Below are 25,977 nucleotides of genomic sequence, written 5' to 3'. Positions count from 1 at the left end.
CCCATGGAGATTCTCGGTATCCTCAACGTCACCCCCGACTCGGTTTCGGACGGTGGCAGGTGGGCAGGCGAGCAGGAAGCACTCGACCGTGGAGCCCAGCTCGTATCCGATGGTGCAACGATCGTGGACGTGGGTGGGGAATCAACCCGGCCCGGCGCCACCCCAATCAGCTCCCGGGAGGAATGGGGCAGGATCGAGGGAGTCATCGCCGGGCTGCTCGAGCGCGACATTCAAGTCTCGGTCGATACCTACCACGCAGATACTGCGAGACTCGCAATTGCTGCCGGGGTTCCCATCATCAATGACGTCACCGGTGGCCGGGTTGAACCTGATATTCACCGCGTTGTAGCTGACTCGGACGCTCACTACGTGCTGCAGCACTCTCGGGGAGGAGCCGTCACCACCAATGACACCGCCCAGTACAACTCCATCATTGACGACATCGCCCGCGAACTCACAGTCGCGGTTGAGAACGCCATCAAGGCAGGCATTGATGAAGATCGCATCATCCTTGATCCTGGCCTTGGGTTCTCCAAGGTGGGGGAGCAGGACTGGGAAGTCCTTGCCGGGCTTGACCGGTTGATGGGGCTCATGCCTGGCAGGTGGCTCATTGGTCACTCCCGCAAACGCTCCCTCAAAGCTCTGACCGATGACACCGATCTGGCAACGGCCCTGGTCACCGCTCAGCTTTATGAGAGAGTATGGGGAGTGCGGGTACACGACGCAAAGTCGAGTGCCCTGGCCATTCAGATCGCGAGGAGGATCCATGGCTGACCTGTATCTCCCCGGCGGGCACCTGTCCGATCAGATCACGCTTACGGGACTGACAGCCACCGGGCACCATGGAGTCTTCGACCACGAAAAAGAAAACGGTCAAGAGTTCATTGTCGACCTCACGATCCACACCACGTTTAAGTACGCCCGCAACTCCGATGACCTGGGTAAGACCATTAATTATGGGGAAGTGGCTGACCGCTTAGCAGCGATCATTACGGGGGAGCCCGTCAATCTTATTGAGGTGCTGGCAGAGCGAATTGCCGCGGAGGTACTTGACATGGGAGCGCTCGCCGTGGACGTGACGGTTCATAAACCACACGCCCCCATCCAACAAGTCTTCCGGGACGTATCGGTCTCGATTCGGAGACTATCCGTTCTTCTTCAAACCCCCAAGCCCGCGGCTGAGGTCGTGATCGGGCTTGGGTCGAACCTCAACGACCCGGTTGCCCAGGTGGAGATAGGTGCCGGGAAGGTTGCCAGGATTCTCATGAACGAACGCAAGTCCCGCACGCGAGTCACCGCGGCACAGGTCCTACCCGGGGCACCCAGTCAGCCCAATTACATTAATGCAATCATGATCGGTAACACGACCCTGTCGCCGCTCGCTCTGCTTGCCGAACTGCAGCGCATTGAGGATGAGCAGGGGCGGACGAGGGATGAACGGTGGGGGCCGCGCACTCTTGACCTCGACATCGTGTCCTACAAGATCGCGGGCCGCGAAGTTGTGTCCGACGACCCGGACCTCACCCTGCCCCATCCGCAGGCGCACCTGAGAGACTTTGTTATCGAGCCGTGGGCCGAAGTTGATCCGTGGGGGACCTTGCGCGGGAAGCCCCTGCGATGACATCGGCTGCGCAGGCAGCGGGAACCCTCATTCTCAGCTTCCTTGTTGGCCTCGTCGGGGTAGCAGCTTGGATTCGCACCACCTTGCCACTCGTTGTGGTGCCGGAATACATGTGGGTGGTCCCGCTCATCGTCGCACTCATCATCCTGGTCGTGGCCTGGCCGGTGAAGGCCATGGCCGATGGGAAGAAGCGAACCATGAGTCCGCTTCGGGCCGCCCGGATCGCACTCCTTAGCCAAGCCTGTACCCGGGCTGGCCTGATCCTCGCCGGCCTCGGTATCGGTGGCTGGCTTGCCACAACCGGCTCCCACGCTGTCTTCCTTGAAGAACAATCGGTCCGTATTCTTGCGGCTGGTCTCTCGTCCCTGCTCCTGGGCGGGGCTGGCTGGCTGGGTGAATGGTGGTGCTCGATCGATGACGATGATGATGAGAGCACCGCCCAGCGCCAGGGCGCGTAGTATTCTCTGTGAGCCCGGCAATACCAAAACCGGGCGCGCCCCTCCACTTCAGCTGTGGGGAGTAGGCTGGGTACCGGCGTGCGGTTATCCACTTGCGAATTGGGCGCTCTGACCCGCTACCCGCGAATTCCCTCGTGTACTTTGGGATTATGACCATCAGCTCCCCACTTGCACCGAACATTGCCTTCACTCGCATCTCAACCGATCACGGGAAAGTGCGGGCTTGGATTGGTGCCACGGTGGCACTCCCGGTCATCCTCCTCCTCATCATCACCCTCGTACTCTGGCCACATCTCACCTGGCTCGTCACCACTGAGATTGTTGTCCTCATAGGCATCATCTGGGTCACTGCGGTGCGCGTGCGGGCGGTGTTCTACACCGGATACCACGAGACCGGTGAGGAACTCATCGTGTGCCGGGGGATCCTCTTCCGACACATCGAAGTGGTGCCCTATGGGCGGATGCAGGAAGTGAAGGTGGAAGACGGGCCCCTCACACGGCTCTACAAGCTGTCGACTATCACCATGGAAACGGCATCCTCCACGACCGATGCTTCCATTCCAGGTGTGCCCCGTGCTGAAGCGGATAGGCTACGCCTCCGGCTGACCGAATTGGGGACGACGAAAATGGAGGGGCTGTGAACCGAGACAGGAGAACCAGCTCCAATAGCGCCGCCGGCCCCGAATGGGCAAACAACCCGGATCACTCCACCGGTCCCGATAGTGTCACCGCCCCTGCAAGTGACAGCACTGTCGATCGTGAGACGATGGTTGAGCTTGTGGAGCTGATTCCGCAAGAGGAGTGGAACCGGTTCCATTGGGCAACGCCTCTGCTGTCACTGTGGAAAGTGTGGGCCGGCCTCGGGGCACTAGTTTTCTCATTCCTCCTCCAGATCGCCGAGCAGGGGATGAGCGAGATCTTTGAGGCAATCACGGGGATAGGCAGAACCCAGGTGCTGATGACCGCCGGGGTATTGCTTGCCATTTCCTTTCTTATCGTCTTCTTCTCGTGGCTGATCTGGCGTAAGGCCCGCTACGTTCTCGCTCCTTCGGGAATTCATCTGCGGTCCGGGGTTTTCTCGGTCACTCACCGTCACGTGCGGTGGGACCGGATTCAATCGGTCGAGATCAAGCAGGGAATAGTGCCCCGGATTGTCGGCCTCGGCTCGATCGTCATCGACTCCGCCTCCGGGTCGGGTGGTGACATGTCACTGGGTCTGTTGAAAATGAACCAGATTCAGGGACTGCGTAGCCAGATCCTCTCAATCGCAGCATCGGCTCGAGCAGGTCAAGACTTCACCGTTGACGACAGTACTGAACCGGGTGAGGGGCTCTACGATCCCGATGACGTGTACGAGGGTGAACGGCCCTTCTACGTGCTCCCCACCGGCCGCCTGCTCGGCTCCCTCGCACTATCCGCAGTTCTCATCGCAACGGTGGGCTCTCTCGCCACGATCCTCATCATCATGATCGTGGCAGGAGAGACCTTATCGATCGGAGTGCTCGTTGCCATGCTTGGTACGCTGGCGACGATGTGGGGGCAGTTCAACCTCAACCACGGGCTCAAACTCTTCCTCACGGCCGACGGGATCCGGGTACGACGCGGCCTGACAACAACCACGACCCAGACGATCCCGCCCCGTCGAATCCACGCGGTTGAAATATCGCAACCCGTACTGTGGCGCTGGAAGGACTGGTGGAAGGTCGAGGTCCTGGTTGCGGGAGCATTCGGTGGTGACGCGGATGATTCGATCACTGATCTGACGAAGAGTGTGATCATGCCCGTCGGCTCCCGCAAGGCCGCCCTCGACCTGCTGTGGACGATCGTTCCCGACATTGGTGTGGATGATGTTCGCGGTTTCCTCGAGGATGCTCAAGTGGGGACCGGGGCCTCGCAGCATTTCGTTAGTGCCCCAGCAAGTTCCAAGTGGCTCGATCCGCTTGCTCGCAAGCGCAATGGCATCTCCCTGACGCGTACGGTCGCGGTGCTGCGGACCGGATGGCTGTCGCGCACCTTCACCGTGGCTTTCCACGGACACTGGCAGGGACTCAAAGCCAGTCAGGGACCCGTGCAACGGCGGCTTAAGCTCGCAACCATTCGCCTCAGCCTCGTGACCGGTGCCGTCCACTGGCTGGGCAAGAACCTCGCACTCACCGATGTCACCACCCTGATTGCCGCTGAGCGGGACTTGGGATTGGACGCACGCGGGAAAGATGATCGTGAATCGATCGAAGAATGGGCGGAGCGCGTCGGGTTAACCCAGCCCCAATGACGCCATCCCTCACCCAGGTGTATCGCAAGACAAAGTCAGTGTGCCCACTGAGCAAGAAGAACGGATTCTTACGCGCACACATGACGGAACTGATAGCCGAACTTGGGCCGATAGTGGTGAGAGTCTGTGAAGGCACATAACCTTGACGGGTGAGCAGGAGCGTGGGAAGGAACTGAAGTGAAACTCGGAATAGGAATCATTTCCGCCGGCAAGGTGGGCGCAGTTCTTGGAGCCGCCCTGCAAAGGGCTGGTCACACGGTCGTTGCCGCGCACGCGAGGTCCGAGGAATCGATCGAGAGAGCCGAAGTTCTCCTCCCCGGTGTTCCCCTCCAGGATGTTGAAGAGATCGTGCGCACCAGCGAACTGGTGCTGCTAGCGGTGCCCGACAGCGAACTCCCCCGCATCGTCTCCGGCCTGGCAAAGCTTGAAGCATGGCAGACCGGGCAGCTTCTCATCCACACCGCCGGAAGCGTGGGTACGGATGTCCTGGCACCAGCTACGAGCATGGGTGCGCTTGGGCTCGCCATCCACCCCGCCATGACCTTCACCGGCACCTCCCTCGACCTCACCCGGATCGTTGACTGCCCGTTTGCGGTATCAGGACCAGCTACGATCCTGCCCGTTGCGCACGCCATCGTGACAGAAATGGGAGGCGTGCCAGTCGAGGTCGACAACGACAAGAGGGGCCTCTACCACGCGGCACTGAGCCATGGTGGCAACCATCTCGTCACCCTCATCACCCAGGCAATGAGACTCCTCGAAGAAGCCGGCATCACCGACCCAGGCCAGTTCCTCGGCCCCCTCGCAAACGCAAGCCTGGACGGGGCACTCAGGTCTGGGGAAGCACTCCTGACCGGACCGATCGTGCGCGGTGACACGGTCACTGTGGAGAAGCACATAAGGGAACTAGGCGCGCACGAGGATATTCGCGATACCTACAGGGCGCTGGCGTCAGCTACGACCGATCGTGCGCTAGCACGAAGGATAATCGGCGAAGGAACAGCTGCCGAGCTCCACACGGCACTCGACTCTTAATCAGCGGTACCTCGTAATGATCGATGCGGCTTGATAGGGAGGGGAGGAAACCCTCCGCTGACCCGACTTCCAGCAAATCCTGGCAACAGCCGGAGGCTGCTTCTCTTGGGGCGACCTGTTCGGAGAGCGGTGGCGGCAAGAGAGTATCCTTGTCCCGTGAAGGTAGTGAGAACTAAAGAAGAACTGAAGGCCCTGCTTCCCGAGACGGGAACCGTGGGACTGGTGATGACCATGGGGGCGTTGCATGATGGGCACCGCCGACTCGTGGATGCGGCCGTGAACGAGTGCGATACGACCGTTGTCTCGATTTACGTCAACCCCCTACAGTTCGCCCCCAACGAGGACTTTGACAAGTACCCGAGACAGCTCGAAAAAGATCTCAAGCTCCTCACCGACGTCGATATCGTGTTCGCACCCGTTGATGAGGAAATGTATCCCCGCCACCCTCTCGTCCGGGTCGACCCCGGAGAAGTCGCCACCCGTTTCGAGGGTAAAACCCGGCCCACGCACTTTGCTGGCGTCCTCCAAGTCGTACTCAAGGTCCTCCTGCTCGTTCGTCCTGACGTCGCCTACTTTGGGCAAAAGGATGCTCAGCAGCTCGCCCTGATCAAAACCATGGTGGCCGACCTCGACGTGCCAACCGAGATTCGGGCGATCCCGATCGTGCGAGACAGCGATGGCCTGGCCCTCTCCTCCCGTAACACCTACCTCAGTCCCGAAGAACGCACCGCCGCTCTTGCGCTCGTTGGTGCCCTCACCGCCGCAAAGGAAGCCGCAGGAACGGGTGCAACCCCCAGCGAGGCCGAACGGGTTCTTGCCACGGCGCTTGCGGAAGCCGAAGGGGTAAACGTTGATTACGCCACCATTGTCAATCCAGATACCTTCCAGCCAGTATCCTCGAACGCGAAGCAGGGGCTGGCAGTGGTCGCTGCCAGGGTGGGACCAACCCGCTTGATTGACAACATGGAGGTGTGTTTTGGTTAAACGCATGAGGCGGATGATGACCGGGAAGATCCATCGAGCCACCATCACCGGAGCAGACCTGCACTACGTTGGCTCCGTCACGGTCGATGCCGACCTGCTTGATGCTGCCGACATCCTCCCCGGCGAAGCAGTCGACATTGTCGATGTCACCAACGGCGCCCGGCTCACAACTTACACGATTCCTGCCGAGCGTGGCAGTGGCCAACTCCAAATCAACGGAGCCGCAGCCCACCTCATCCACGAGGGCGACATCGTCATCCTCATTGCTTACAGCGAACTCGATGACGAAACCGCGCGCAGCTACGAGCCGCATGTCGTCTTCGTTGACGAACAGAACGCCATCGTCGAAACCTCGAATGAACCGGGACAGGTTCCCGACAACGAATCGGGACTACAGTCCTCCGGTGAGCCCTTCGCGCACTACCGAGCAAACTAACCCCGGTAGTACTTTCGAAAGCCTCTCACCTCGCGGCCGCGCGTGACGTGCGATCCGGTGGCGGAGGTTATTGAGACTAAAGGGTGGTGGGGCCGGTTCATATGAACCGGCCCCACCACCGTCTTAACCTATGCTCTTATGCTCTTGTCTATTTTTGATCCCTGCCAGCCGGGGGCTGGTGGGCGGTCAGTGCTTGGCGGTGCGGTCGTACAGGTCATCCGACAGGCCGAGTGCATGGTGGATGAGGTTGACGGGGTGCACAACCTTGGCGCCAGAACCCTTACGGATCTGCCAGCGGCAGGTCTCCGTCTCACAGACGGCCAGGTGTGGGCTCCAGTCTTTAATCTTGTTGAACAGGGGCTGCCCAACAAGCTGAGCGATGTCGTACTTTTCCTCCTTGAGACCGTAGGTTCCTGCGATACCGCAGCAGTTCTCACCGGATTCCTTGATGCTGAGTCCCGGAATGAGTTCGAGAAGGGTGATGGAGGGGGTTCCCATACCTTGCGACTTGACCTGGCAGGGCTGGTGGTAGGTGACCGTGTCTTCGATGGAACGGAAGGTTTCCGGATCCAGGAGGCCAAGCTCAACCTGTTCGAGCAAGAACTCGGAGGTCTCTCTCATGCGGGTGGAGACATCCAGCAGGGCAGGGTCATCAATACCCATGATCTTGTGTGCCTCGTGCTTGAGCATGCCCGTGCAGGATCCGGACGAGGAAATGATCTGCAGATCCTTGCCAGCGGAACGAAGCTGCTTGGCAAGCTTGACGACCTTCTTCGATGCCTCGTCGAACAGGCCGTTTGACTGCTGGGCGAGACCGCAACAACTCTGCTTGGGAACGAGAACTTCGTAACCGATCTTCTCGAGCACCTCGACGGTGCGCTTCGATGTTTCGACTTCGAAGTAGCCACCCGCACAGCCGTGGAAGAAGACGACCGGACCAAGGGTTGCCGTCGTGTTCTTCGGGCGCTTCTTCCACCAGCTCATAAACGACTGGGTCGTCGCCACCGGCATGGGAGCCTCGCGATGGATTTTGATGGTCTTCTCAACCGCGAAGCGAATCGGCTTCTGCTTGAGAGCCCAGTTCGCGAGCGGGGCAACGGGGGTCATGACGGTGCCCATGAGGTCCGTCTGCGTGATGAGGCGGTCACGCAATGGCATCTTGCCCGGCTCTGCCTTGGCAACTGCGCGCGCCTGGCTGTTGAGTTCAGCGATCTCAACCCCCTGGGGACACACATACGTGCAGATGCCGCAGGAAGAGCAGTAGTCGAGGGAGTGATCCACCGGCTTGCCGTGACGGTAACGCTCCGCCTGGGGGCCCACATACTTGGGGCCGGGGAAAAGCTCGGTCACCCTGGCGACAGGACACTGCGTTTCACAAATCGTGCACTTGACGCAGTGGTCGAGCGAGGCGCGGGCGACCTGGTCCGCTGCGAACTGCAGGGGGCTTTCGTGGGTGCTGGCAAGGGCGTCGATGCTCATGAGTTACCTCCAAGGATTGCTTCGGTGGCGGCATAGGCGGAACCAACCGCGATGCCTTCACCGCTTTTCTCAGACCAGCGAATAGATCCAGACAGGATACCGCCAGCGGCGTACAGATTGTTGTAAACGGGCTTACCGGACGGGTCCAGGACCCTCATGTTCCCATCGACCTTGACGCCGACACGGAACAGGGGCTGGGGATCGCCCCAGTAGGCGCCGTGGGTGGGTTCGGGAATGTCGGTGCCAACAAGTGGCAGGCCCAGCACGGTTTCGGTCATGACACCGTACGAGTCGAGCTCGAGCGAACCGGATTCGAAACCACCCGCGCACAGCACGACGTGATCAGCTGCGATCGTCATATCGTGGCCGGTTGAGGCAACCGTGACGGACGCGAGCTTCCCATCCTCGGGAGTGGCACCCGTGACGGGGGAGCCGAGAATGATCTTCACGCGCTTCTCTTTCGCGATACTCGTGAGTCGCTCGTTGAGTCGCATGCCCGGCACGCCGGGCGGGGGAAGGGGGATCTCGAAGATCGGGGCCTCGATGAGGTCCTGGAGGTCACGCCACGCGTTCGGGTCGGCCAGGCCGAGCATGCCCGGCAGGCCAACGATCTCACCCTCCTTAACGAGGGGCTTGATCTGGGCGGCGAATTCCTTGCGGTATTCGGGCCGGTCGAGTGCACGAGCGTAGTTCAGGCCCGAGGAGTCAACCTCGGTGCCGCGTGCGGGGATGGAGAAGGACCCGGGACGTGCCTCGATCGTGCCACCATTGTCCAGTTTCGTGCGGGCCAGGTTGCCGGCAATGAGCTGCGGATAGAAGTCCTTGAGCTCACGTGGCCCGGCAATGAGGTACTTCGCACCCGGCTTGAGGATGCCGTTGGCCATTGAGGGCTGGATGAAGGAGGTGGGGCGGATCGCGCCCACCGCGGTGGGGAGAAGAACGTTTTCTTCCACGTTGCCCTCGAGCAGACCCTCCAGGAGTCCCTTCGTGTATTCCATTCCCTGACGGACATTGTCAGAGCCGATGGCAGCATAGGGGTGGGACGGGTCGGTTGCGGAGACCTTGTCGATCTCGGCAAGGGGATGGGTGATGCGATCAGGGTTGTAGCCGAACACGTCGAGGGTGCCCTGTCCGAGCTGGAGACCGCCCAGGCCCTTGGTGACGAGCGTGACATCGTGGCCTGCCTCGCGAAGCCTGATTGCGGTGACGAGACCGGTCAGTCCCGCACCAATGACAACGGTTTTCATACGTGTGCCTCCTCGGCTTCAGGCAGGTGCTCCATGTTCAACGTTCCCTGCAAAATCCAGTTATCGAGAGCGGTCTGACGCACCTGGTCGCCGTAGAGGATGGGCCACAGGCCGATCCAGCGGTTCTTGAGGAACTTGCGGAGGAGTGCGGTGACGCGCTCGGTGTCGGCCTTGCCGGTCTCCTGCATGATGCCCGCGGCGCGGATCGAGCAGAAGCCACCCTGGCAGGGGCCCATGCCGAGACGGAGCTGGCGGCGCAGGTCGTCGAAGGAAGCGGTGGGTTGCTCTTCGATCAGGTCCTCGAGCTGCCTGCGGCTCATAAGCTCGCATTCGCACACGATCTGTTCCTTCTGCAGATTCTTCTCGCGTTCTTCAAGGCGGTGGGTGACGTGGTAGGTCTTCTGCGACTCGGAACCGGGAACGGCTTCGGTTTCGGTTGTGCAGGGACGATCGTCACCCAGCTGATCAACCATGACGTCCACGATGTTCTTCGCCATGAGACGGTAAGTTGTGAGCTTGCCACCGGCGATGGTGAGCATGCCCGACAGTCCGTCACGGCTCTTGTGATCGATGATGGACATGCCGCGCGACATGTGACGAGTATCGTCCGCAGATACGCGGGAGTCCTTGACGAGAGGGCGTGCACCCGACCAGGCGTGCAGTGCGCGTGCCTGGCGGAAGCCGGGAACGAGTACCTCGCCGGCGTCCAGCATCTGCTGAACTTCGTTGCGGGGGATCGCCAGGTTGTCGGGATCCTCGACCTTAACGTCGGTGGTGCCGATAATGCAGACGGTGTGCACGGGAACGAGGATGTCACCGTCTGCGGGGTAAATGCAACGGTTCACAACCTGGTTGACGAGGCGGTGGTTCATGGCGATCATGATGCCGCGACCGGGAACAACCTCAACATCGGGGCAGTCCGCCATGGCAGCAATCTGGCCGGCCCATGGACCGCCAGCATTAATCACAAAGTTGCAGTCAATCTGCACCTGCTCGCCAGTCTTGTGGTCGATGGCTTCCACACCCGAAACCTGGTCACCATCACGCATGATGTTCGTGACTTCGTGGTAGGTGAAAACCTGTGCTCCGTAAGCCTCTGCGGACTTCACGGTGCCCCACACCATCTGCCAGCCATCGACCGTGCCGTCTTCAACGGCAAAGGCACGCTGAATCTTCGGGTTGAGACGGGGCTCGCGGCGCAACGCTTCAGCGACGGAGATTTCCTCGTGGGGAACCCCGGTATCCTGGGCGCCCTCCAGCCACTTGTCACCAAAATCCAGCGGGTCGTCGGGACCAATAACGAACAGGCCGCCCGTGGTTTCTACGGCATCGGCATTGATGCGGGTAACGATCGCATTCTCTTCGGCACATTCGGTGGCCGAGTGCGGGTCTGAGACGACGTAGCGTCCACCCGAGTGCAGGAGTCCGTGATAGCGGCCCGTGGTGCCCTGCCCAAGGTCGGCCCGGTCCACCAATATGGTGCGGTATCCGCGCATGGCCAGGTCGCGCACGACCCCGGCTCCCGTTGCGCCGCCGCCAACGACCACAACATCTGTTTCCAACTTCTTCATGTGGGCTCCCTATAACAGAAATTCCAAACGCCAATGCTGTCGAACAACACTGGTGACGCTCCCAGCGTACAGATCCAGGGTGCAGATCATGGACCGAATGGGCCACGGGTATTCCGACGTGCAAGAAAGTTCAAACGATTCGCACCGAGGTGCATTAATCCGCGTTATTCCAACGATTAACGCAAGGGGAGTGGTCCCTAATTCGATTTTGGTAAGTGTCGATACCGGCGCGGTTCGGGCCCGGGGGTATAGAGCGGATGGACTTTTTGGCCCGCTTCCACACCTCGGCGGGCTCGGTGAGCTCCCTGCCAAGCCCGCAGTGCTCGTTGCCATGCAACCCTGCTGTGTCATCCGTGGAAGGAAACTCATGCCGGGTTCCTTTCGTGCACCTGGCGCATGCTCATGGTGTAGCACGGTGCTGTGCAACGCGCGGCAGCTCAACGCCGGGCAATGCAAGACAGGGCGGTGCAGTTCGGGCGGGCGTGACGCAATTCGGGAATGGGTTGGGTTTGGCGATCAGTCGCACATCTTTGGCAGGTCCGAATAGCGGACATCATGCGTAGAATGGTCGGGTGACTGAGAACGAGCAGATTGAATCAACATCGTCGGAGCAGATGGCGTTCCGTGCCGCCAAGCGAGAGAAGATGCTTGCGGAGGGTATCGACCCCTACCCTGCGGAACTGCCCATTACCACCACTATTTCCGACGTGCGTGCACAGTACGATGGTCTGGAACCGGGCACGGAACTGGAGGATGTGACGGTCGGGATCGCTGGCCGTGTCATGCTGATGCGGACAGCGGGCAAGCTTTTCTTCGCCACCCTGCAGGACGGCCCCGGCAACCGGATCCAGGTCATGCTGTCCCTTAAGGTCGTTGGCGAGGACGAGATGGCCAGGTTCAAGGCCGATGTTGACCTCGGTGACCACATCTTTATTCACGGTCACGTGGGCACCTCCCGCCGTGGCGAGCTCTCTATTTTCGCTCACGAATGGAAGATGGCATCGAAGGCACTGCGCCCGCTTCCCAAGACCTACACGAAGGAAGATGGCGAAGAGAGCGGACTGTCGGAGGAGAACCGGGTTCGCATGAGGCACCTTGACCTCATCATGAGGCCGGATGCTCGCGAGATGATTCGCCTCCGTTCCGAGGTCATGAAGTCACTGCGCAACAACTTCGATCGCCGCGGCTTCGTTGAACTCGAAACCCCGACGCTGCAGGCAATCCACGGTGGTGCTTCTGCACGCCCGTTCACCACCCACATCAACGCCTACGACGAAGACCTCTACCTCCGTATTGCCACCGAGCTGTACCTCAAGCGTGCGGTCGTTGGTGGCGTCGAGAAGGTGTACGAGATCGGCAAGAACTTCCGCAACGAAGGAGCCGACTCCACGCACTCTCCCGAATTCACGGCACTCGAGGTTTACCAGGCCTACGCCACGTACGACACGATGGCGGACCTGACCCGCAACCTCATCCAGCAGGCTGCCCTCGACGCGCTCGGAACCACGACGGTGACACTTGCCGACGGCACTGAATATGACCTGGGTGGCGAGTGGGCAGAGCTTGACCTCTACACCTCGCTTTCCGAAGCGCTCGGGCAGGAAATCACCGTCGAAACAAGCAGAGACGACCTGGAGAAGATCGCCGACCAGCACGGCATCTCCGTCCCGCCCTACGCGGTTGCCGGCAAGATCGTCGAAGACCTGTGGGAAGAACTGGTTGGAGACCACCTGTGGGCACCCACGTTCCTGCGTGACTTCCCCGAAGACACCTCGCCGCTGACTCGTTCGCACCGCACCAAGCCCGGTGTCACCGAGAAGTGGGACCTCTACATTCGTGGAGTCGAAACGGGAACCGCATACTCCGAACTTGCCGACCCCGTAGTGCAGCGTGAACGCCTCGTCGCCCAGTCTCTTGCTGCGGCAGATGGTGACCCGGAAGCCATGCAACTTGATGAGGACTTCCTCGCCGCCATGGAACAGGGCTTCCCGCCCTCCGGTGGCATGGGAATGGGTATTGATCGCCTCCTGACCGCACTCACCGGACTTGGTATTCGCGAAACCATCGCGTTCCCCTTCGTCAAGCGCCGCTAACAAACCACCCGCACCCCACGTGCGAGCGATACTCCTCGAAATCTGAACTAGGTGGATCAGGTTCCGGGGAGTAGCTGTATCTGAAGAACGCTAAATGACTGTCACAACGCCCGGTTCTTTGAGCAGCACGTATTCTCGTGACCACGCCGAGTCCGGCACCAACCGTGTTCCTTTCGGAACTCCAGTGCGGGATCGCGACGTTGTCCGCGCCCGTGAGTGAGCTCTGACTGAACCGGCCGAACAAGGTACGGTATTGAGGAGTTAAGGTCATTGCGGATCACAAGGAGAATCCATGCGCGCAGCAGTTCTAGTCGGACCCGGTCAGCTCGAAATCCAGGACGTTCCCACACCCGTAGCGGGAGCGGGAGAAATGGTTCTGAAAGTTGGAGCCAACACGGTTTGTGGAACCGACGGTCGAATCTTCCGGGGCGAGAAGACCGCAGGCGTACGCCCCGGTGTTGTCATGGGTCACGAATTTTCCGGGTACGTGCACGACATCGGTGACGGTGTCGAGGGTTACGAAGAAGGGGACCTTGTCGGAGTCATGCCGACCGTGCCCTGCCTGCGCTGCTACTACTGTGAAAACCACCTCGAGCACATGTGCGTGGATGCGAAGCTCTACGGCTACTGGATCGATGGTGGGCTCGCCGAATACGTGCTGATCACCGCTGAATCCATCCAGCGTGGTGCCATCGTCAAGGCACTCCCGGGCAGCAAGCCCGAAGCGATTGCGCTCGCGGAACCGCTCGGCTGCGTCCTCAACGGTGCAGATAACTACGGCACCAACATCGGCGACACCGTCCTCATTATTGGAGCCGGACCGATTGGCCTGCTCCACACGATGGTGAACAAGCACCGCGGCGCCTCCCAGATCATCGTGATCAATCGTTCCCCGGGCCGGCTTGAGATAGCCAAGGAACTCGGAGCCACCCACACAGCACTTTCTGGTGACGTCAACATTGCGGAGTTTGTGAAGGACCTGACCGGTGGCCTCGGAGCACACGTGGCCGTTCAGTGCATCGGCAATCTTGACCTCTTCCAGACCGCACTGCAGTCGGTCCGCAACGGTGGCCGCGTGAATGCGTTTGCTGGCTTTCCGAAGGGACAGATGGCAACGATCGACCCGAACCTCATTCACTACAACGAGCTCACCGTCACGGGTGGGTCGAATATGGGCCGGAACAACTACCGCAAGGCAGTCCAGCTCATCGGCGAGGGAGCCATCAACGTTAGTGCCCTCCACACCGACACCTTTACCCTCGAGGACACCGCCAAGGCACTCGACCACGTGACCGCAGGCAAGGGAATCAAGACCGCAGTCGTCCCAGCCTAAAGCCGTGATCCTGTAGGTGATCCAGAAGGAAACTCATGAGAGACGAATTGGGTGTGTGGTGAAACGCTTGGTGCGTATCACCACACACCCATTCGCTTTTGAAAGCCACAAACTCCATCGGCTAACCCGAAATACATCGGCTAACTTGAAATAAAAGGGGTGGTACACGGAATTCCGCGTACCACCCGGCCTTGGAGACTTCTAGTTCGCAAGCTTGTTTTGTTGCGTCTAGTTTCGTTGCTTGGCGAGAAGCTGGGTGAGGGTCTCGTGTGCCTCGACGATCGAGACCCTGCGGAATCCCCTCGCCACGAGGCTGCGATAGACCTCGGGTTCGTGAATGAGGTGGGAGATGCCGCGGCGGATGAGGGGAATGGGGGGCTTGCGGGCCTCATCCAGGTCCCTCATGAGCCTGAACCAGAAGGTTTGGAGGCGGGGGCGGGAGATGCAGAGAGCATCGGCCAGGATCCCCTCCTTCTTGCACAGGTCAACGAGTTCGGCAGCGAAGATGCCCTCGGCGAGGAAGATTCGTGAGCCCTCGAGGTCGATGGTGCGTTTCCCGATGCGGGAGTTGGTGGGAATGTCGTAGACGGGAACGACAGTTTCTCCCTTGCTGGACAACCCTAGGAGAGCCTGGAAAGCACCTTCCTGATCCCAGCACTCGGGGCTGTCCCAGTCGATGATGCCGTGCTTGCGGGGCAGGCCGGGATGATCATCGTCAAAGTAAAAGTCGTCGAGCGACACAACGGGCAGGCCCGTCCGGTTCGTGAATCTCGTCTTCCCGGATCCGGACGGACCGGTCACTAAGATCACCCGTGCATGAGGCTTACGCTCGTGGGGCGGGAGATCAAAGAGTGCACCGTCGTCGGTCAGGTTCGTCGTCACGACTTTAGAATATCCCGTTACCCGGCATATTCCGCGACGGGCATTCCCGGCACGTCAACCTTCACTGCAAACAGGGCGCCTGCCTCCGGTTCCGGATCCTCGAGGTTTTCCCGGGACGTGGTGATGTAGAGGGTGCGCATGTCATCCCCGCCCAGAGTGCATGCGGTGACGAGCTGCACGGGCAAGTGAATCTCCGTCACGATCTCAGCCTCGGGGGAGTAGAGGCGGACTTTGCCTTGACGGTTCATGGCCACCCAGATGTTGCCCTCGGAATCCACGGTCAGGCCATCGTTGCTCGCACCATCTGAGCTAGCGAACGCCCTCCGGTTGGTGAGCTCCCCGTCCACGACATCGAAGACGTCGGTTTGGCGGAGCTTCGTGTCGTTGTAGTAGGCGCGGGTGCCATCGGGAGAGAAGGCGATGCCGTTCGACGTGGTGACATGGGGGAGGACAACGGTCCGGTTGCCCTCTGGATCCACTTTGTAGAGGGAGCCCGCACCCTCGGTCCTGTCGTAGGGCATGGAGCCGCAGTAGAGATGACCCCACGGATCGCAGCCACCCTCGTTAAAGCGGAGGTTCGCATCATCCCAGAAATGCGCCTGGGGTTCGGGATCCCCAAACGGTGAACTGGCCAGACCAATCGTGTTTTCCAATCCCACAACGTAGCCACCGCGTGTGCGGGGGCGTACGAACGCCGCAACCTTACCGACGTGAAGGCGGTCGACTTCGCCATCTCCGTTCAGTGTGAGCAGGTCGCCGGCCAGCATATCCACCCACCGGATACCGCCCCACGACTCGTGCCAGCACGGTCCTTCACCGTGGTACGCGATCGGGTCTGTGATCTGTTCGGGGGTCATCGAGTTCTCCTCACAATAGATTGCATAAGTTCGGCAACGGGGAAGTCAATATCGGGCAGTACAAAGTCCGAGACAGCAATAACGTCCGGGGTGGACTGGGGTGCGGCAATGGAGATGCCGACCTTGGGGAGCCAGGGAACGTCGTTTCCGGAGTCACCCACGCCCAGGGCACCCTCGGCACTGAGTCCGCGGTCCTGAAGGGCGGCGGAGATTCCGGTCCACTTGTCGATACCGTCGGGAGTGATTTCGAGGGCGTAGGGATGCCCACGAACGGCCTCGGGGAACTGAGTCAGAACCCGGTCCTGGAACTTGTCGAGGATGGTGGCGTCGCCACCGAACTGGACCTTTGTCGCGTGCGACAGGTCAATGCTGAACAGATCGGCCTGCTCGATGGGCTGGCCCTCGTTGGCGTTGGTCGCCACCTTCAGGAGGTTGTGCTGACCGTTATCGATATTGAAATCTGCGGCATCCATGACGATGCTGTCCGTGAAGTACACGGCCGGGACCACTCCGATGCTGCGACCAAGTTCAATGAATGCCTTGAGCTGATCTGTTGGCATCGGGTACTCGTGCACAACCTCGGTGCCGTCCCACACGACCGAACCGCAATTGGCGATCACCCAGCCGTCGATCCCTGCTCGGTCGAGGAGGGAGATGCCGGCGTGGAGGACCCGGCCGGTTGCGAGAGTGATGGGATATCCGGCATTGTGCACGGCTTTCAGGGCATCAATCGTGGGCTGGTGCGTGACCGAATGCTCGTCGGTCAGGGTGCCGTCAACATCGAAAATAAAGTGCTCGGGCTGATCTGCTGGCCAAGGTAGTTCGTTGAGATTCAGTACAGGAGTCGCTTGTGTCTTCACATGGCAACTCTAGTTCACGTGACAACAACCTCCTAGGGTCCCGGTCGCAGTCTCACGCCTACCCCGGAGGCCCGGAGCCGGCAATCACTGGCGCTTGGTTTCCCTAGAGCTTCATTCATTTCCTGTCAAGAAATCGTGCAAGTGGTTGCACAATATGGCAACTAAGTCGGGAATTGGTGCAAAAAACCAAGCGGATGGGGAAATTAACATGCATACTGTTACTGTCTACCGTGACGGCGTGACCACAACATCGGTGTTTTGGTTCAGTAGCTGGCAAGGACGTCAGAAGGGAGGCTCGCGATGACCGTGAGAGCATCACAAACCTACTATCCGGTAGGGCTTGTGTCGCGCGGTGCGGGACTTTCTGATGGTGTTGCTGGCAGTCTTGAAGAGAAGTCCGACCGAGCAATGACATGGGCCGGGGTGAATACCGCGCGTTCATATCTCGATATGAAGGTATTTGGTCCTCGGAGCGTCGGCGCCAGTGAACTCAATCGCTGTCATATAACAGGACCTAGCGGGCCCAGCTCGCTAGTAAGTCTCCAAGCGTCGCAGTTTTTCTCCACCAAAGTAGGCGGAGGAAGCTGCATCTACCTGTCTAAGATGCACGGCGCATTCAGCCCCACAAACTAAAAGAGGATTTCAACGTGGAATTTGATCTCTTATGGCTCGTCGCCTCCTTCGGCGGCGGAGCCTTTGGCGCAGCAATCGGCGGTCAGACCGCCTTTATCTTCACCGGTCTCGCCTACCTGGTTGGCCTCGGCGGCTACCTGGGTGGCATGGACGTGTCGTTCTTCATGGGCTCCGTCGTTTTCGGCCCTGTCTTCGGTCCGCACATCGCTTTCCTTGGTGGCGCCGCTGCAGCAGCGTACGCAGCTAAGAAGGGTGTCATGGCAGGCGGCGCAAATGGCCGCGATATCGTCACCCCGCTCGCCGGCATTGGACGTTCCGACGTTCTCGCCGTCGGTGGTGTGTTCGGTATGATCGGCTACCTGCTCAACAACCTCCTGGCAGAAGTTCCGGCACTGTCGGTCTCCGACCCCGCCCTCCACTACGGCAGCGAGGTCATCGGCTGGACCGATACCGTTGCTCTCACCATCGTGATCGTTTCGATCGCGATCCGTTTCATCTGGGGCAGCACCGGCCTGTTCTCCACGAAGGATCACGGCCTGCTCGAGGTCGGCGAGGGTAAGCACTGGGTTGAGCACCAGGAAGGCTGGGGCATCACCGCGATGCACGGCTTCGTGTCGGGTCTCATGTCCGCATTCGCCACCATCATGATCGTTGTCTACTTCTTCCAGGCAACTGGTGGAGACACCGCGATCGTGGGCTACGCACAGCTCATTGGCTGGGCCATCTCCGCCGTGACCCTCATCTTCCTGTCGCTCGGCATGAAGACCCCGGTTACCCACCACATGACGATTCTTGCTTCGATCGCAGCCCTCAAGTTTGCTCCCATCCTTGTTGGTACCTCGAACATCGCCGAGTGGAGCGGTGACGTCATGGTCGTCGTCGCAGTTGTTATCGGCGGTATCGTCGGTGCACTTGGCGGTCTCCTCGGTGAGGCTCTGTCGCGCATGACGAACGCCAACGGCGACACCCACATTGACCCCCCGGCATTCGCCATCTGGATCGGTACCACCGTTCTTTACGTTTTCACCGCCATCCTCGCGTAAGCGAATCAACCACACAATAAAATCCAAGGAGCGCAGCCCCAATGATTCTTTCCTCACCGGAAAAGCTATACGATGCATACATTTTCGATCAGGATGGAACACTCTACCTAGGTGATCATTTGCTTCCCGGAGCAAAGCGCCTGATTGAGGGGTTGCGCTCCTTGGGTAAACCCGTCAGGTTTCTGTCCAACAACCCGACGAAGGATCCCGACGATTACAAGGAAAAGCTTGATCGTCTCGGTATCCCCACTCCGCTTGACGAGATCGCAAACACCGTCGTCACCACGACCCGCTGGCTCAAGATGCACTACCCGAACGCCACCGTCTACCCGATCTCGGAAGAACCGCTCAAGAAGGCCCTGCGCGAAGCGGGGATCAAGATGAGTGAGAACCCGGAGGAAATCGATATCGTTATCGCCTCCTACGACCGCACTTTTGAATACCGGAAGCTCCAGATCGCCTTTGACGCCATCTGGTTCCACAAGCGGGCATTCCTCATTACCACGAATCCGGACAAGTTCTGCCCGTTCCCCGGGGGAAGAGGGGAACCCGATGCTGCTGGCATTGTCGCCGCCATCGAGGCAACGACCGGAACGAAACTGAAGGCCAACATGGGCAAGCCCGAGCCGGCGATGCTTGAAGCCGCCCTCGGAGATCTCGACGTCGACCCACGCAACTGCATGATGGTGGGCGACCGCCTCTCGACCGATATTGGAATGGCCGTCAATACCGGAATGGCATCCACTCTCGTCCTCACCGGCGACTCCACCCTGGAGGAAGCACAGGCGCTGGATGAGAAGCATCAGCCAACATATGTACTGAACCGAGTCGACCACCTGATCCCGGAGAGCATTCGCTCCGACTGGGGCTGGACCGACGAAGACGAAGACTAAAACTAACTCGAGGTGGAGAACACATTGTCTACATTTGAAAACAAGAACTCGCTGACCGGCGGACCCTACGTCATGGGTATCGACTTCGGCACAGAGTCGTGCCGTGTCGGCATCTTCGACCTGGCTGGATCCCCCGTGGCCTTCGCGGCCACAACCTACAAGACGACCCACCCCGCCCCGGGCTGGGCGGAGCAGTCGCCCACCGACTGGTGGGGCGCACTCGTTGCCTCCACGCACCGTGTCATGGAACGCGCAGGCCTCCAGCCGCACCAGATCGCCGGCATCTCCTACGACGCGACCACGATGACCGTGGTGGCGATGGACAACAGCGGTGAAGCACTCCGCCCCGCAATCATGTGGATGGACGTGCGCGCCACAGAGCAGGCCGCTCGCGTCATCGACACGAAGTCGGCCGCACGCCGCTACACCGGTAACGGCACTCTCCCCCCAACTGCCGAATGGTACCCGTTCAAGGCCGCCTGGCTGCGTGAGAACGAGCCCGAGACCTACAAGAACGCCTACCGTCTCGTCGACGCCCCGGACTGGCTGACCTACCAGCTGACGGGGGAGTGGACCCTCAACATCAACACCGCGGCACACCGTGCCTACTACGACCGTGACAACGGTGGTTGGCCCGTCGACCTCTACGAAGAGGCCGGTGCCGGCGACGTGTTCGACAAGCTCCCCACCCAGGTCAACGACCTCGGCACCCCCGTGGGTGGTCTCGCCCGCCGCGCTGCCGAGCAGCTCGGCCTCATCCCCGGCACCCCCGTCGCCCAGGGTGGTGGCGATGCGTGGCACGGCCAGATCGGCCTCAATGTGCTCCGCCCGGGCAAGATGTCGCTCGTGACCGGGTCCTCGCACGTCATGTCGGGCCAGTCCGCAGAACCTGTCTCGGGCCCCGGCTTCTTCGGCGGCTACACCGATGGTGTGGTTCCGGGCCAGTACACGGTCGAAACCTCTCTCACGTCCTCCGGTTCGGTTCTCAAGTGGTTCAAGGACCAGTTCCTGCCTGACATCGAGCAGGCAGCGCAGTCCACGGGCCTCAACACGTACGACATCATGAACCAGCGTTCCGCCGATATCCCGATCGGCTGCGACGGTCTCGTCATCAACGAATACTTCCAGGGCAACCGCACCCCCTACTCGGATTCGAAGGCACGCGGTGTCATGACAGGCCTGTCGCTCTCGCACACCCGTGAGCACATGTACAAGGCCATCCAGGAAGCTGTCTGCTACGGCGTGGAAGCCAACATGCGCAAGCTCGCCGAGGCCGGCTTCGAGGTCAAGCAGTTCGTTGCCTGCGGTGGCTCCACCAAGTCCCGTTCGTGGACGCAGATGCATGCCGACGTCACCGGTATCCCCATCACCTTGACCGAAGTGGGCGACGCCGTGACCCTCGGCTCCTGCATCCTCGCAGCAGCCGGCGCCGGCCTGTACGACTCCGTCCAGGAGGCGGCCGACAACATGGTTCACGAACGTGAGCACATTGAGCCGAACATGGATCGTCACGAAGAATACAAGTTCTTCGCAGACCAGTACATCGCTCAGTACCCGCTCGTTCAGGACCACATCCACACATCCGTGGACTACGTCGACAACCTGCGTAAGAACGCATAACGGATCCGACGTGGCGGAGGTTGGACGGAGAATATCGGTGACTGCGTCAAAGCAGGAGCGCCAGGACGATCTGGCTCGGCTCATTTACGATCGGGGCGTAATCCGCACCGACGAACTCATCGAGCTCTTCGACGTCTCTCCCATGACCCTGTACCGGGACCTTGCCACGCTGGAAGCGAAGCGCCTCGTGCGCCGCTCCCGTGGCGAGGTCTCGGCGGTCACCAATTCGAGGTCGGAAACCCCGATCTCCTTTAGGCTCATGCAGGACGTGGCAGCGAAAGCAAAGATCGCGAAGACCGCGGCCGAGGTCCTGGCAGACTATTCCACTATTTTTCTTGACGACTCGACGACCGCACTGACGATCGTTGATGAGTTGACCGACACTCAACAAAAGACTTTCATCACGAACTCGCTCGCAATGTCGCGGGCGCTGGCCCACAAAGTGACGGGGAAACTCATTTCACTCGGTGGTATCTACAATTCTCAACTGGATGCTTTCTTCGGTCCCACAGCGACGGAAGAGATCACGAACCTGAGCCCCGCTGCCGTCGTTGTCGGCGCCGCTTCGGTCCGCAATCTTGCCGTCTATCACCCGTATGCGGAAGTGGGATCCTTCAAGGCCCTCGCCATGTCCAAAGCCGAATTCTCGGTGCTGGTCGTGGCCGCATCCAAGTTCACACGTACGTCCTTGCACAAAATGGCGGACCTGTCCGATTTTGATCTGGTCATCACCGATGACTCGATCCCGAAGGACACGTTGGCCACGATAGCGCAGGAGACGCACGTGATCACGGCCCACTAGTTCAACGGGCCGAGCAATTGTCCCTTCACCGGACGAGCCACTGAAAACACGCTTAAACTACGGTCATAAGCAGAGAGGAATTGATGATGTCTACTGAACTAATCAATAAGGCGCTGGAAACTGCGTCAGAGACGAAGGCCATATCTTTCGGTAAGGACGTGAACAAGGAAACCGGTCCCATGTTTGTGGAACTGTTCCCGGACTCCAAGGTTCTTGTTGTTGCTGACGAAAACACGTACGCCGCCGTCGGTGATGCTGTTGTGTCCTCCCTCAAGGAAGCCGGCGTCGAATTCGCTGACGAACCGTACGTGTTCCCCGGCACCCCGACACTGTATGGCGGATACGAGAACGTTGAGATTCTCCGCGAAGTGATCCGCCCCTACGAGAACACGGTTGTGGTCTCGCTCGGAGCTGGCACGCTCAACGACATCGCAAAGCTCGCTTCCGGTGAGCTCGAGCGCCCCTACATTAACGTCTGCACGGCAGCCTCCGTGGACGGCTTCGCCGCCTTCGGTGCCTCCATTGCCAAGGATGGCTTCAAGATCACCCGCTCCTGCCCGGCACCCGCCGGCCTTGTCGCAGACGTCGACACGATGGTGAACGCACCCAAGCGTCTCACCGCAACCGGCTACGGTGACCTGATTGAAAAGATCCCCGCCGGTGCGGACTGGATCCTGTCCGATGAACTCGGCATTGAGAAGATCGATCCCTACACGTGGAGCCTCGTCCAGGGTCCCCTCCGTGACTCGCTCTCGGACCCGGTCGCTATCGCTAACGGTGGCGAGGAGGCCATCACCAAGCTCGGTGAGGGTCAGATCATGTCGGGTCTTGCCATGCAGGCATACGAATCCTCCCGCCCCGCCTCCGGTGCCGGCCACCAATTCTCTCACGTGTGGGAGATGGAGGGGCATGGACTCGACTGGGAGCCGCCGCTGAGCCACGGCTTCAAGGTTGGCGTTGGCACCGTCGCCTCCTGCGCCATGTGGGAAGTGTTCCTCGACATGACCGCCGACGACTTCGACGTGGACAAGGCACTTGCCGCAGTGAAGTCCCCCGAAGAGGTTGAGGCCAACGTGCGTGCTTCGCTCCAGGAGCACATGCAGGAGGAGGCCGTTAAGCATTCGCTCGGCAAGCGCATGGAAGGCGACGCCCTCGTTGCTCGCATCGAACTGCTGAAGGAAAAGTGGCCCACCATCCAGGAGCGTTGCCGCCAGCAGCTCGTGACCGCCCAGGAAGCCATGGACATGCTCAAGGGAGCCGGCGCCCCCTACCACCCAGAAATGATCGAAATTGACTGGGATCGCTTCCGCGAAACCCACTTCAAGTCGCAGATGATCCGCCCCCGGTACACGATCCTCGACATCCTGACCGATCTGGGACTGCTCGAAGAGGTCGTCGAGAAGCTCTTCTCCCCTGACGGCTTCTGGGGCCAGCACAAGCACCCCGAGGCCTAACACCACCACCACTCAAGGAGAAATTTCCTATGTCAAACAGTGAGAAGTACATTGTCGGCATCGACTTTGGCACCCTGTCCGGTCGCGCCGTCGTCGTGCGTGCCTCCGATGGACACCAGATGGGCACGGCGGTCACCGAATACCGCCACGCCGTCATGGACCGTACCCTCGATGCGGGCGATGGCCAGAAGCTGCCCCCGGAGTTCGCGCTCCAGGTGCCTGCCGACTACATTGAAGTGCTCGGCACCGCAGTCCCGCAGGCCGTCAAGGATGCTGGCGTTGACCCCGCCGACATCGTCGGCATCGGCATCGACGCCACCTCGGCAACCGTGTTCTTCACGGACAACGAGGGCAACGCCCTGTGCGAGCAGGACAAGTTCAAGAACAACCCGCACGCCTACATCAAGCTCTGGAAGCACCACGGCGCCCAGGACCAGGCAGACCGCCTCGTCAAGGCCGCCGAGGAACGCAACGAGCCGTGGCTGTCCCGCTACGGCGGCGTCCTCTCCTCCGAGCTCCTCTTGCCCAAGGCACTCGAGGTCTACGAGAAGGCCCCCGAGGTCTTCGAAGCAACCGACCAGATCGTCAACCTTCTAGACTGGGTGACCTGGAAGCTCACGGGCACCCTCACCTACTCGGCTGGTGATTCCGGGTACAAACGCATGTACCAGGATGGGGAATACCCCTCGAAGGATTACCTCGAGTCGGTTGCTCCCGGTTTCGGTGACGTGTTCGAGACGAAGATGTCGGCCCCGATTCTGCCGCTTGGTGGCAAGGTTGGCGAGCTGACGGAAGAGATGGCGGAACTGACCGGCCTCAAGGCTGGCACCGCCGTGTCCTCGGGTAACATCGACGCCCACGTCGTGGTCGCCGGTGCGAATGCCGTCCGTCCCGGCCAGCTCACCGCTATCCTCGGCACCTCCTCCTGCTACGTCGTCAACGGTGAAGAGTTCAAGGACGTGCCCGGCACGTTCGGCATCGTCGACGGTGGCGCTGTTGATGGCTACTGGGGCTTCGAGGGCGGCCAGACCGCCGTCGGTGACATCTTCGCGTGGTTCACCGACAACTGCGTGCCCGCAGAATACGCACAGAAGGCCGCTCGCAAGGGCATTTCGCTCCACGACTTCCTCGTTGCTAAGGCAGCGGATCAAGAAGTTGGCGAGCACGGCCTCATCGCACTCGACTGGCACAACGGTAACCGTTCCATCCTCGCGGACTCGCGCCTGTCCGGCCTCGTCATTGGCCAGACGCTCACGACCACGCCCGAAGAAACCTACCGTGCGCTACTCGAAGCAACCCTGTTCGGTACCCGCGTCATCATCGAGAACTTCGAAGAGCACGGCGTCATGATCGACGAGATCGTTGCCGCCGGTGGTCTGCTGAAGAACCAGTTCTACATGCAGCTCATGGCGGACATTACCCGCCGTCCGATCGCGGTTTCGGAAGCGGAGCAGACCGGTGCCCTCGGCTCCGCAGTCTTCGCTGCCGTCGCTGCCGGTGTCTACGAGGATGTTTTCCAGGCCGCCGAGGCCATGGCAAACGTCCGCAAGGATGCCTACCTGCCGAACGAGGAGCGCGCCGCCAAGTACGACGCTCTCTACGAGATCTATAAGGAACTGCACGACCAGTTCGGCCGCAACCCCAACTCGCCCATGTACCGTCTCAAGGACATTAAGGCGAAGGCGTTCGAGAGCAGCAAATGATCGTTCTATCCGAACTCGCTAGTGACGTCCAGGCGGCCGTCCAAGCCACGAGGGTGAAGGTGGCGAAGCTCCACGCGGAGCTTCCCGCCAACAATCTCGTGGTCTGGACCGCCGGCAACGTTTCCGAACGGGTGCCCGGTAGCGACCTGTTCGTCATCAAACCTTCCGGGGTGCGCTATGACGAGCTGAGCGCGGACGTCATGGTCGTGTGCACGTTGGATGGGGAGAAGATCGTGGACGGCACGCCCGACCACCTCTCCCCCTCCTCGGACACGGCCGCTCACGCCTACGTCTACCGGCACATGCCAGAGGTCGGGGGAGTGGTGCACACCCACTCGACCTATGCGACCGCGTTCGCAGCTATCCACGAACCCATTCCCTGCGTTCTGACGATGATGGGGGACGAGTTCGGTGGCGAGGTTCCCGTTGGTCCGTTCGCGATCATCGGTGACGACTCGATCGGCCGCGGCATCGTGGAAACCCTGAAGGATTCGCGTTCGCCCGCGGTTCTCATGGCCAACCACGGCCCGTTCACGATCGGGAAGGATGCGACGGCAGCGGTCAAGGCCGCCGTCATGGTCGAAGAGGTTGCTCGCACCGTTGCGATCGCGCGCGGCATGGGAGCACTCCAGCCGATCGACCAGAAGCACATCGACTCGCTATACGAGCGCTACCAGAACGTTTACGGACAGAAGGGGTAA

23 protein-coding genes are annotated in these 25,977 nt (G+C 60.4%); 17 read left to right on the top strand and 6 right to left on the bottom strand.

Going from position 1 to position 25,977, the window contains the following annotated elements:
• The first annotated feature begins 3 nt into the window (after positions 1 to 3).
• The 8 genes from folP (at position 4) to panD (ending at position 6,806) form a co-directional block, all read left to right on the top strand.
• Complete coding sequence (gene folP, locus BN1241_RS05015; protein WP_054952607.1) at positions 4 to 774, top strand: dihydropteroate synthase; 771 nt, start codon at positions 4 to 6, stop codon at positions 772 to 774.
• The gene (folK, locus tag BN1241_RS05010) at positions 767 to 1,621 is read left to right on the top strand and encodes a 2-amino-4-hydroxy-6-hydroxymethyldihydropteridine diphosphokinase (RefSeq protein WP_077138284.1); all 855 of its coding nucleotides are present in this window, start codon (positions 767 to 769) and stop codon (positions 1,619 to 1,621) included. The genes folP and folK overlap by 8 nt, the downstream gene beginning before the upstream one ends.
• Positions 1,618 to 2,079 (top strand): DUF3180 family protein, encoded by a 462-nt coding sequence (locus BN1241_RS05005; RefSeq protein WP_054952606.1) that lies wholly within the window; start codon positions 1,618 to 1,620, stop codon positions 2,077 to 2,079. The genes folK and BN1241_RS05005 overlap by 4 nt, the downstream gene beginning before the upstream one ends.
• A 149-nt stretch (positions 2,080 to 2,228) precedes the next feature.
• Positions 2,229 to 2,720, top strand: coding sequence for a PH domain-containing protein (locus BN1241_RS05000; RefSeq protein WP_054952605.1), 492 nt, complete (start codon positions 2,229 to 2,231; stop codon positions 2,718 to 2,720).
• Positions 2,717 to 4,351, top strand: a complete 1,635-nt coding sequence (locus BN1241_RS04995; RefSeq protein WP_054952604.1) for a PH domain-containing protein — start codon at positions 2,717 to 2,719, stop codon at positions 4,349 to 4,351. Before BN1241_RS05000 ends, BN1241_RS04995 begins: the two co-directional genes overlap by 4 nt.
• Before the next feature lie 177 nt (positions 4,352 to 4,528).
• Positions 4,529 to 5,386, top strand: coding sequence for a Rossmann-like and DUF2520 domain-containing protein (locus tag BN1241_RS04990; protein ID WP_054952603.1), 858 nt, complete (start codon positions 4,529 to 4,531; stop codon positions 5,384 to 5,386).
• Positions 5,387 to 5,542: 156 nt separating this feature from the next.
• A complete protein-coding gene (gene panC / locus BN1241_RS04985) occupies positions 5,543 to 6,370 on the top strand; it encodes a pantoate--beta-alanine ligase (RefSeq protein WP_077138283.1) in 828 nt (275 codons plus the stop codon).
• Positions 6,371 to 6,383: 13 nt separating this feature from the next.
• Entirely contained in the window at positions 6,384 to 6,806 is a 423-nt protein-coding gene (panD, locus tag BN1241_RS04980; RefSeq protein WP_054952601.1) for an aspartate 1-decarboxylase, read from the top strand.
• 186 nt (positions 6,807 to 6,992) lie between these two features.
• Here the strand turns inward: panD and BN1241_RS04975 are convergent, their stop codons facing one another.
• Genes BN1241_RS04975 through glpA form a run of 3 tightly spaced genes read right to left on the bottom strand, consistent with a single transcriptional unit; the run spans position 6,993 to position 11,103 of the window.
• Positions 6,993 to 8,285, bottom strand: a complete 1,293-nt coding sequence (locus tag BN1241_RS04975) for an anaerobic glycerol-3-phosphate dehydrogenase subunit C (RefSeq protein ID WP_054952600.1) — start codon at positions 8,283 to 8,285, stop codon at positions 6,993 to 6,995.
• A complete protein-coding gene (gene glpB / locus BN1241_RS04970; protein WP_054952599.1) occupies positions 8,282 to 9,532 on the bottom strand; it encodes a glycerol-3-phosphate dehydrogenase subunit GlpB in 1,251 nt (416 codons plus the stop codon). The genes BN1241_RS04975 and glpB overlap by 4 nt, the downstream gene beginning before the upstream one ends.
• Positions 9,529 to 11,103: an anaerobic glycerol-3-phosphate dehydrogenase subunit GlpA gene (gene glpA / locus BN1241_RS04965; RefSeq protein ID WP_054952598.1), complete on the bottom strand. Its 1,575-nt coding sequence runs from the start codon at positions 11,101 to 11,103 to the stop codon at positions 9,529 to 9,531. Before glpA ends, glpB begins: the two co-directional genes overlap by 4 nt.
• 614 nt (positions 11,104 to 11,717) lie before the next feature.
• Here glpA and lysS point away from each other — a divergent pair.
• The gene (lysS, locus tag BN1241_RS04960; RefSeq protein WP_082418355.1) at positions 11,718 to 13,196 is read left to right on the top strand and encodes a lysine--tRNA ligase; all 1,479 of its coding nucleotides are present in this window, start codon (positions 11,718 to 11,720) and stop codon (positions 13,194 to 13,196) included.
• Positions 13,197 to 13,488: 292 nt separating this feature from the next.
• On the top strand, positions 13,489 to 14,529 hold the full coding sequence (locus BN1241_RS04955; RefSeq protein WP_054952596.1) for a zinc-binding dehydrogenase: 1,041 nt from the start codon (positions 13,489 to 13,491) through the stop codon (positions 14,527 to 14,529).
• Between the two features lie 228 nt (positions 14,530 to 14,757).
• Here the strand turns inward: BN1241_RS04955 and BN1241_RS04950 are convergent, their stop codons facing one another.
• The 3 genes from BN1241_RS04950 to BN1241_RS04940 are packed head-to-tail and all read right to left on the bottom strand — an operon-like array spanning position 14,758 to position 17,128.
• Positions 14,758 to 15,411, bottom strand: a complete 654-nt coding sequence (locus tag BN1241_RS04950; RefSeq protein WP_054952595.1) for a uridine kinase family protein — start codon at positions 15,409 to 15,411, stop codon at positions 14,758 to 14,760.
• A 17-nt stretch (positions 15,412 to 15,428) separates the two neighbouring features.
• Entirely contained in the window at positions 15,429 to 16,268 is an 840-nt protein-coding gene (locus BN1241_RS04945) for an SMP-30/gluconolactonase/LRE family protein (protein ID WP_054952594.1), read from the bottom strand.
• Positions 16,265 to 17,128: an HAD-IIB family hydrolase gene (locus BN1241_RS04940; protein ID WP_054952593.1), complete on the bottom strand. Its 864-nt coding sequence runs from the start codon at positions 17,126 to 17,128 to the stop codon at positions 16,265 to 16,267. The genes BN1241_RS04945 and BN1241_RS04940 overlap by 4 nt, the downstream gene beginning before the upstream one ends.
• 647 nt (positions 17,129 to 17,775) lie before the next feature.
• Here BN1241_RS04940 and BN1241_RS04935 point away from each other — a divergent pair.
• The 7 genes from BN1241_RS04935 to BN1241_RS04905 all read left to right on the top strand — a co-directional run bounded on the left by BN1241_RS04935 (position 17,776) and on the right by BN1241_RS04905 (position 25,977).
• Positions 17,776 to 18,804 (top strand): DUF7973 family transport facilitator, encoded by a 1,029-nt coding sequence (locus BN1241_RS04935; RefSeq protein WP_054952592.1) that lies wholly within the window; start codon positions 17,776 to 17,778, stop codon positions 18,802 to 18,804.
• A gap of 41 nt (positions 18,805 to 18,845) precedes the next feature.
• A complete protein-coding gene (locus BN1241_RS04930; RefSeq protein ID WP_054952591.1) occupies positions 18,846 to 19,697 on the top strand; it encodes an HAD-IIA family hydrolase in 852 nt (283 codons plus the stop codon).
• 72 nt (positions 19,698 to 19,769) lie between these two features.
• Entirely contained in the window at positions 19,770 to 21,317 is a 1,548-nt protein-coding gene (locus tag BN1241_RS04925) for an FGGY-family carbohydrate kinase (protein WP_054953807.1), read from the top strand.
• 37 nt (positions 21,318 to 21,354) lie between these two features.
• Complete coding sequence (locus tag BN1241_RS04920; protein WP_054952590.1) at positions 21,355 to 22,119, top strand: DeoR/GlpR family DNA-binding transcription regulator; 765 nt, start codon at positions 21,355 to 21,357, stop codon at positions 22,117 to 22,119.
• An 86-nt stretch (positions 22,120 to 22,205) separates the two neighbouring features.
• On the top strand, positions 22,206 to 23,573 hold the full coding sequence (locus BN1241_RS04915) for a sn-glycerol-1-phosphate dehydrogenase (protein WP_054952589.1): 1,368 nt from the start codon (positions 22,206 to 22,208) through the stop codon (positions 23,571 to 23,573).
• 29 nt (positions 23,574 to 23,602) lie between these two features.
• Entirely contained in the window at positions 23,603 to 25,276 is a 1,674-nt protein-coding gene (locus BN1241_RS04910; RefSeq protein WP_054952588.1) for a ribulokinase, read from the top strand.
• On the top strand, positions 25,273 to 25,977 hold the full coding sequence (locus BN1241_RS04905) for an L-ribulose-5-phosphate 4-epimerase (RefSeq protein WP_054952587.1): 705 nt from the start codon (positions 25,273 to 25,275) through the stop codon (positions 25,975 to 25,977). Before BN1241_RS04910 ends, BN1241_RS04905 begins: the two co-directional genes overlap by 4 nt.

This window comes from Flaviflexus massiliensis (genome assembly GCF_001375495.1).
Classification (GTDB): Bacteria; Actinomycetota; Actinomycetes; order Actinomycetales; family Actinomycetaceae; genus Flaviflexus; species Flaviflexus massiliensis.
The sequence above is the reverse complement of the archived record's forward strand: the minus strand, read 5'-3'. Positions and strand labels throughout refer to the sequence as shown.

Excerpts from the sequence above, each read along its gene's own strand:
- folP (WP_054952607.1), top strand. The coding sequence starts at position 4 with ATGGAGATTCTCGGTATCCTCAACGTCACCCCCGACTCGGTTTCGGAC.
- folK (WP_077138284.1), top strand. The coding sequence starts at position 767 with ATGGCTGACCTGTATCTCCCCGGCGGGCACCTGTCCGATCAGATCACG.
- BN1241_RS05005 (WP_054952606.1), top strand. The coding sequence starts at position 1,618 with ATGACATCGGCTGCGCAGGCAGCGGGAACCCTCATTCTCAGCTTCCTT.
- BN1241_RS05000 (WP_054952605.1), top strand. The coding sequence starts at position 2,229 with ATGACCATCAGCTCCCCACTTGCACCGAACATTGCCTTCACTCGCATC.
- panD (WP_054952601.1), top strand. The coding sequence starts at position 6,384 with ATGATGACCGGGAAGATCCATCGAGCCACCATCACCGGAGCAGACCTG.
- BN1241_RS04975 (WP_054952600.1), bottom strand. The coding sequence starts at position 8,285 with ATGAGCATCGACGCCCTTGCCAGCACCCACGAAAGCCCCCTGCAGTTC.
- glpB (WP_054952599.1), bottom strand. The coding sequence starts at position 9,532 with ATGAAAACCGTTGTCATTGGTGCGGGACTGACCGGTCTCGTCACCGCA.
- glpA (WP_054952598.1), bottom strand. The coding sequence starts at position 11,103 with ATGAAGAAGTTGGAAACAGATGTTGTGGTCGTTGGCGGCGGCGCAACG.
- lysS (WP_082418355.1), top strand. The coding sequence starts at position 11,718 with ATGGCGTTCCGTGCCGCCAAGCGAGAGAAGATGCTTGCGGAGGGTATC.
- BN1241_RS04955 (WP_054952596.1), top strand. The coding sequence starts at position 13,489 with ATGCGCGCAGCAGTTCTAGTCGGACCCGGTCAGCTCGAAATCCAGGAC.
- BN1241_RS04945 (WP_054952594.1), bottom strand. The coding sequence starts at position 16,268 with ATGACCCCCGAACAGATCACAGACCCGATCGCGTACCACGGTGAAGGA.
- BN1241_RS04930 (WP_054952591.1), top strand. The coding sequence starts at position 18,846 with ATGATTCTTTCCTCACCGGAAAAGCTATACGATGCATACATTTTCGAT.
- BN1241_RS04925 (WP_054953807.1), top strand. The coding sequence starts at position 19,770 with ATGGGTATCGACTTCGGCACAGAGTCGTGCCGTGTCGGCATCTTCGAC.
- BN1241_RS04915 (WP_054952589.1), top strand. The coding sequence starts at position 22,206 with ATGTCTACTGAACTAATCAATAAGGCGCTGGAAACTGCGTCAGAGACG.
- BN1241_RS04910 (WP_054952588.1), top strand. The coding sequence starts at position 23,603 with ATGTCAAACAGTGAGAAGTACATTGTCGGCATCGACTTTGGCACCCTG.
- BN1241_RS04905 (WP_054952587.1), top strand. The coding sequence starts at position 25,273 with ATGATCGTTCTATCCGAACTCGCTAGTGACGTCCAGGCGGCCGTCCAA.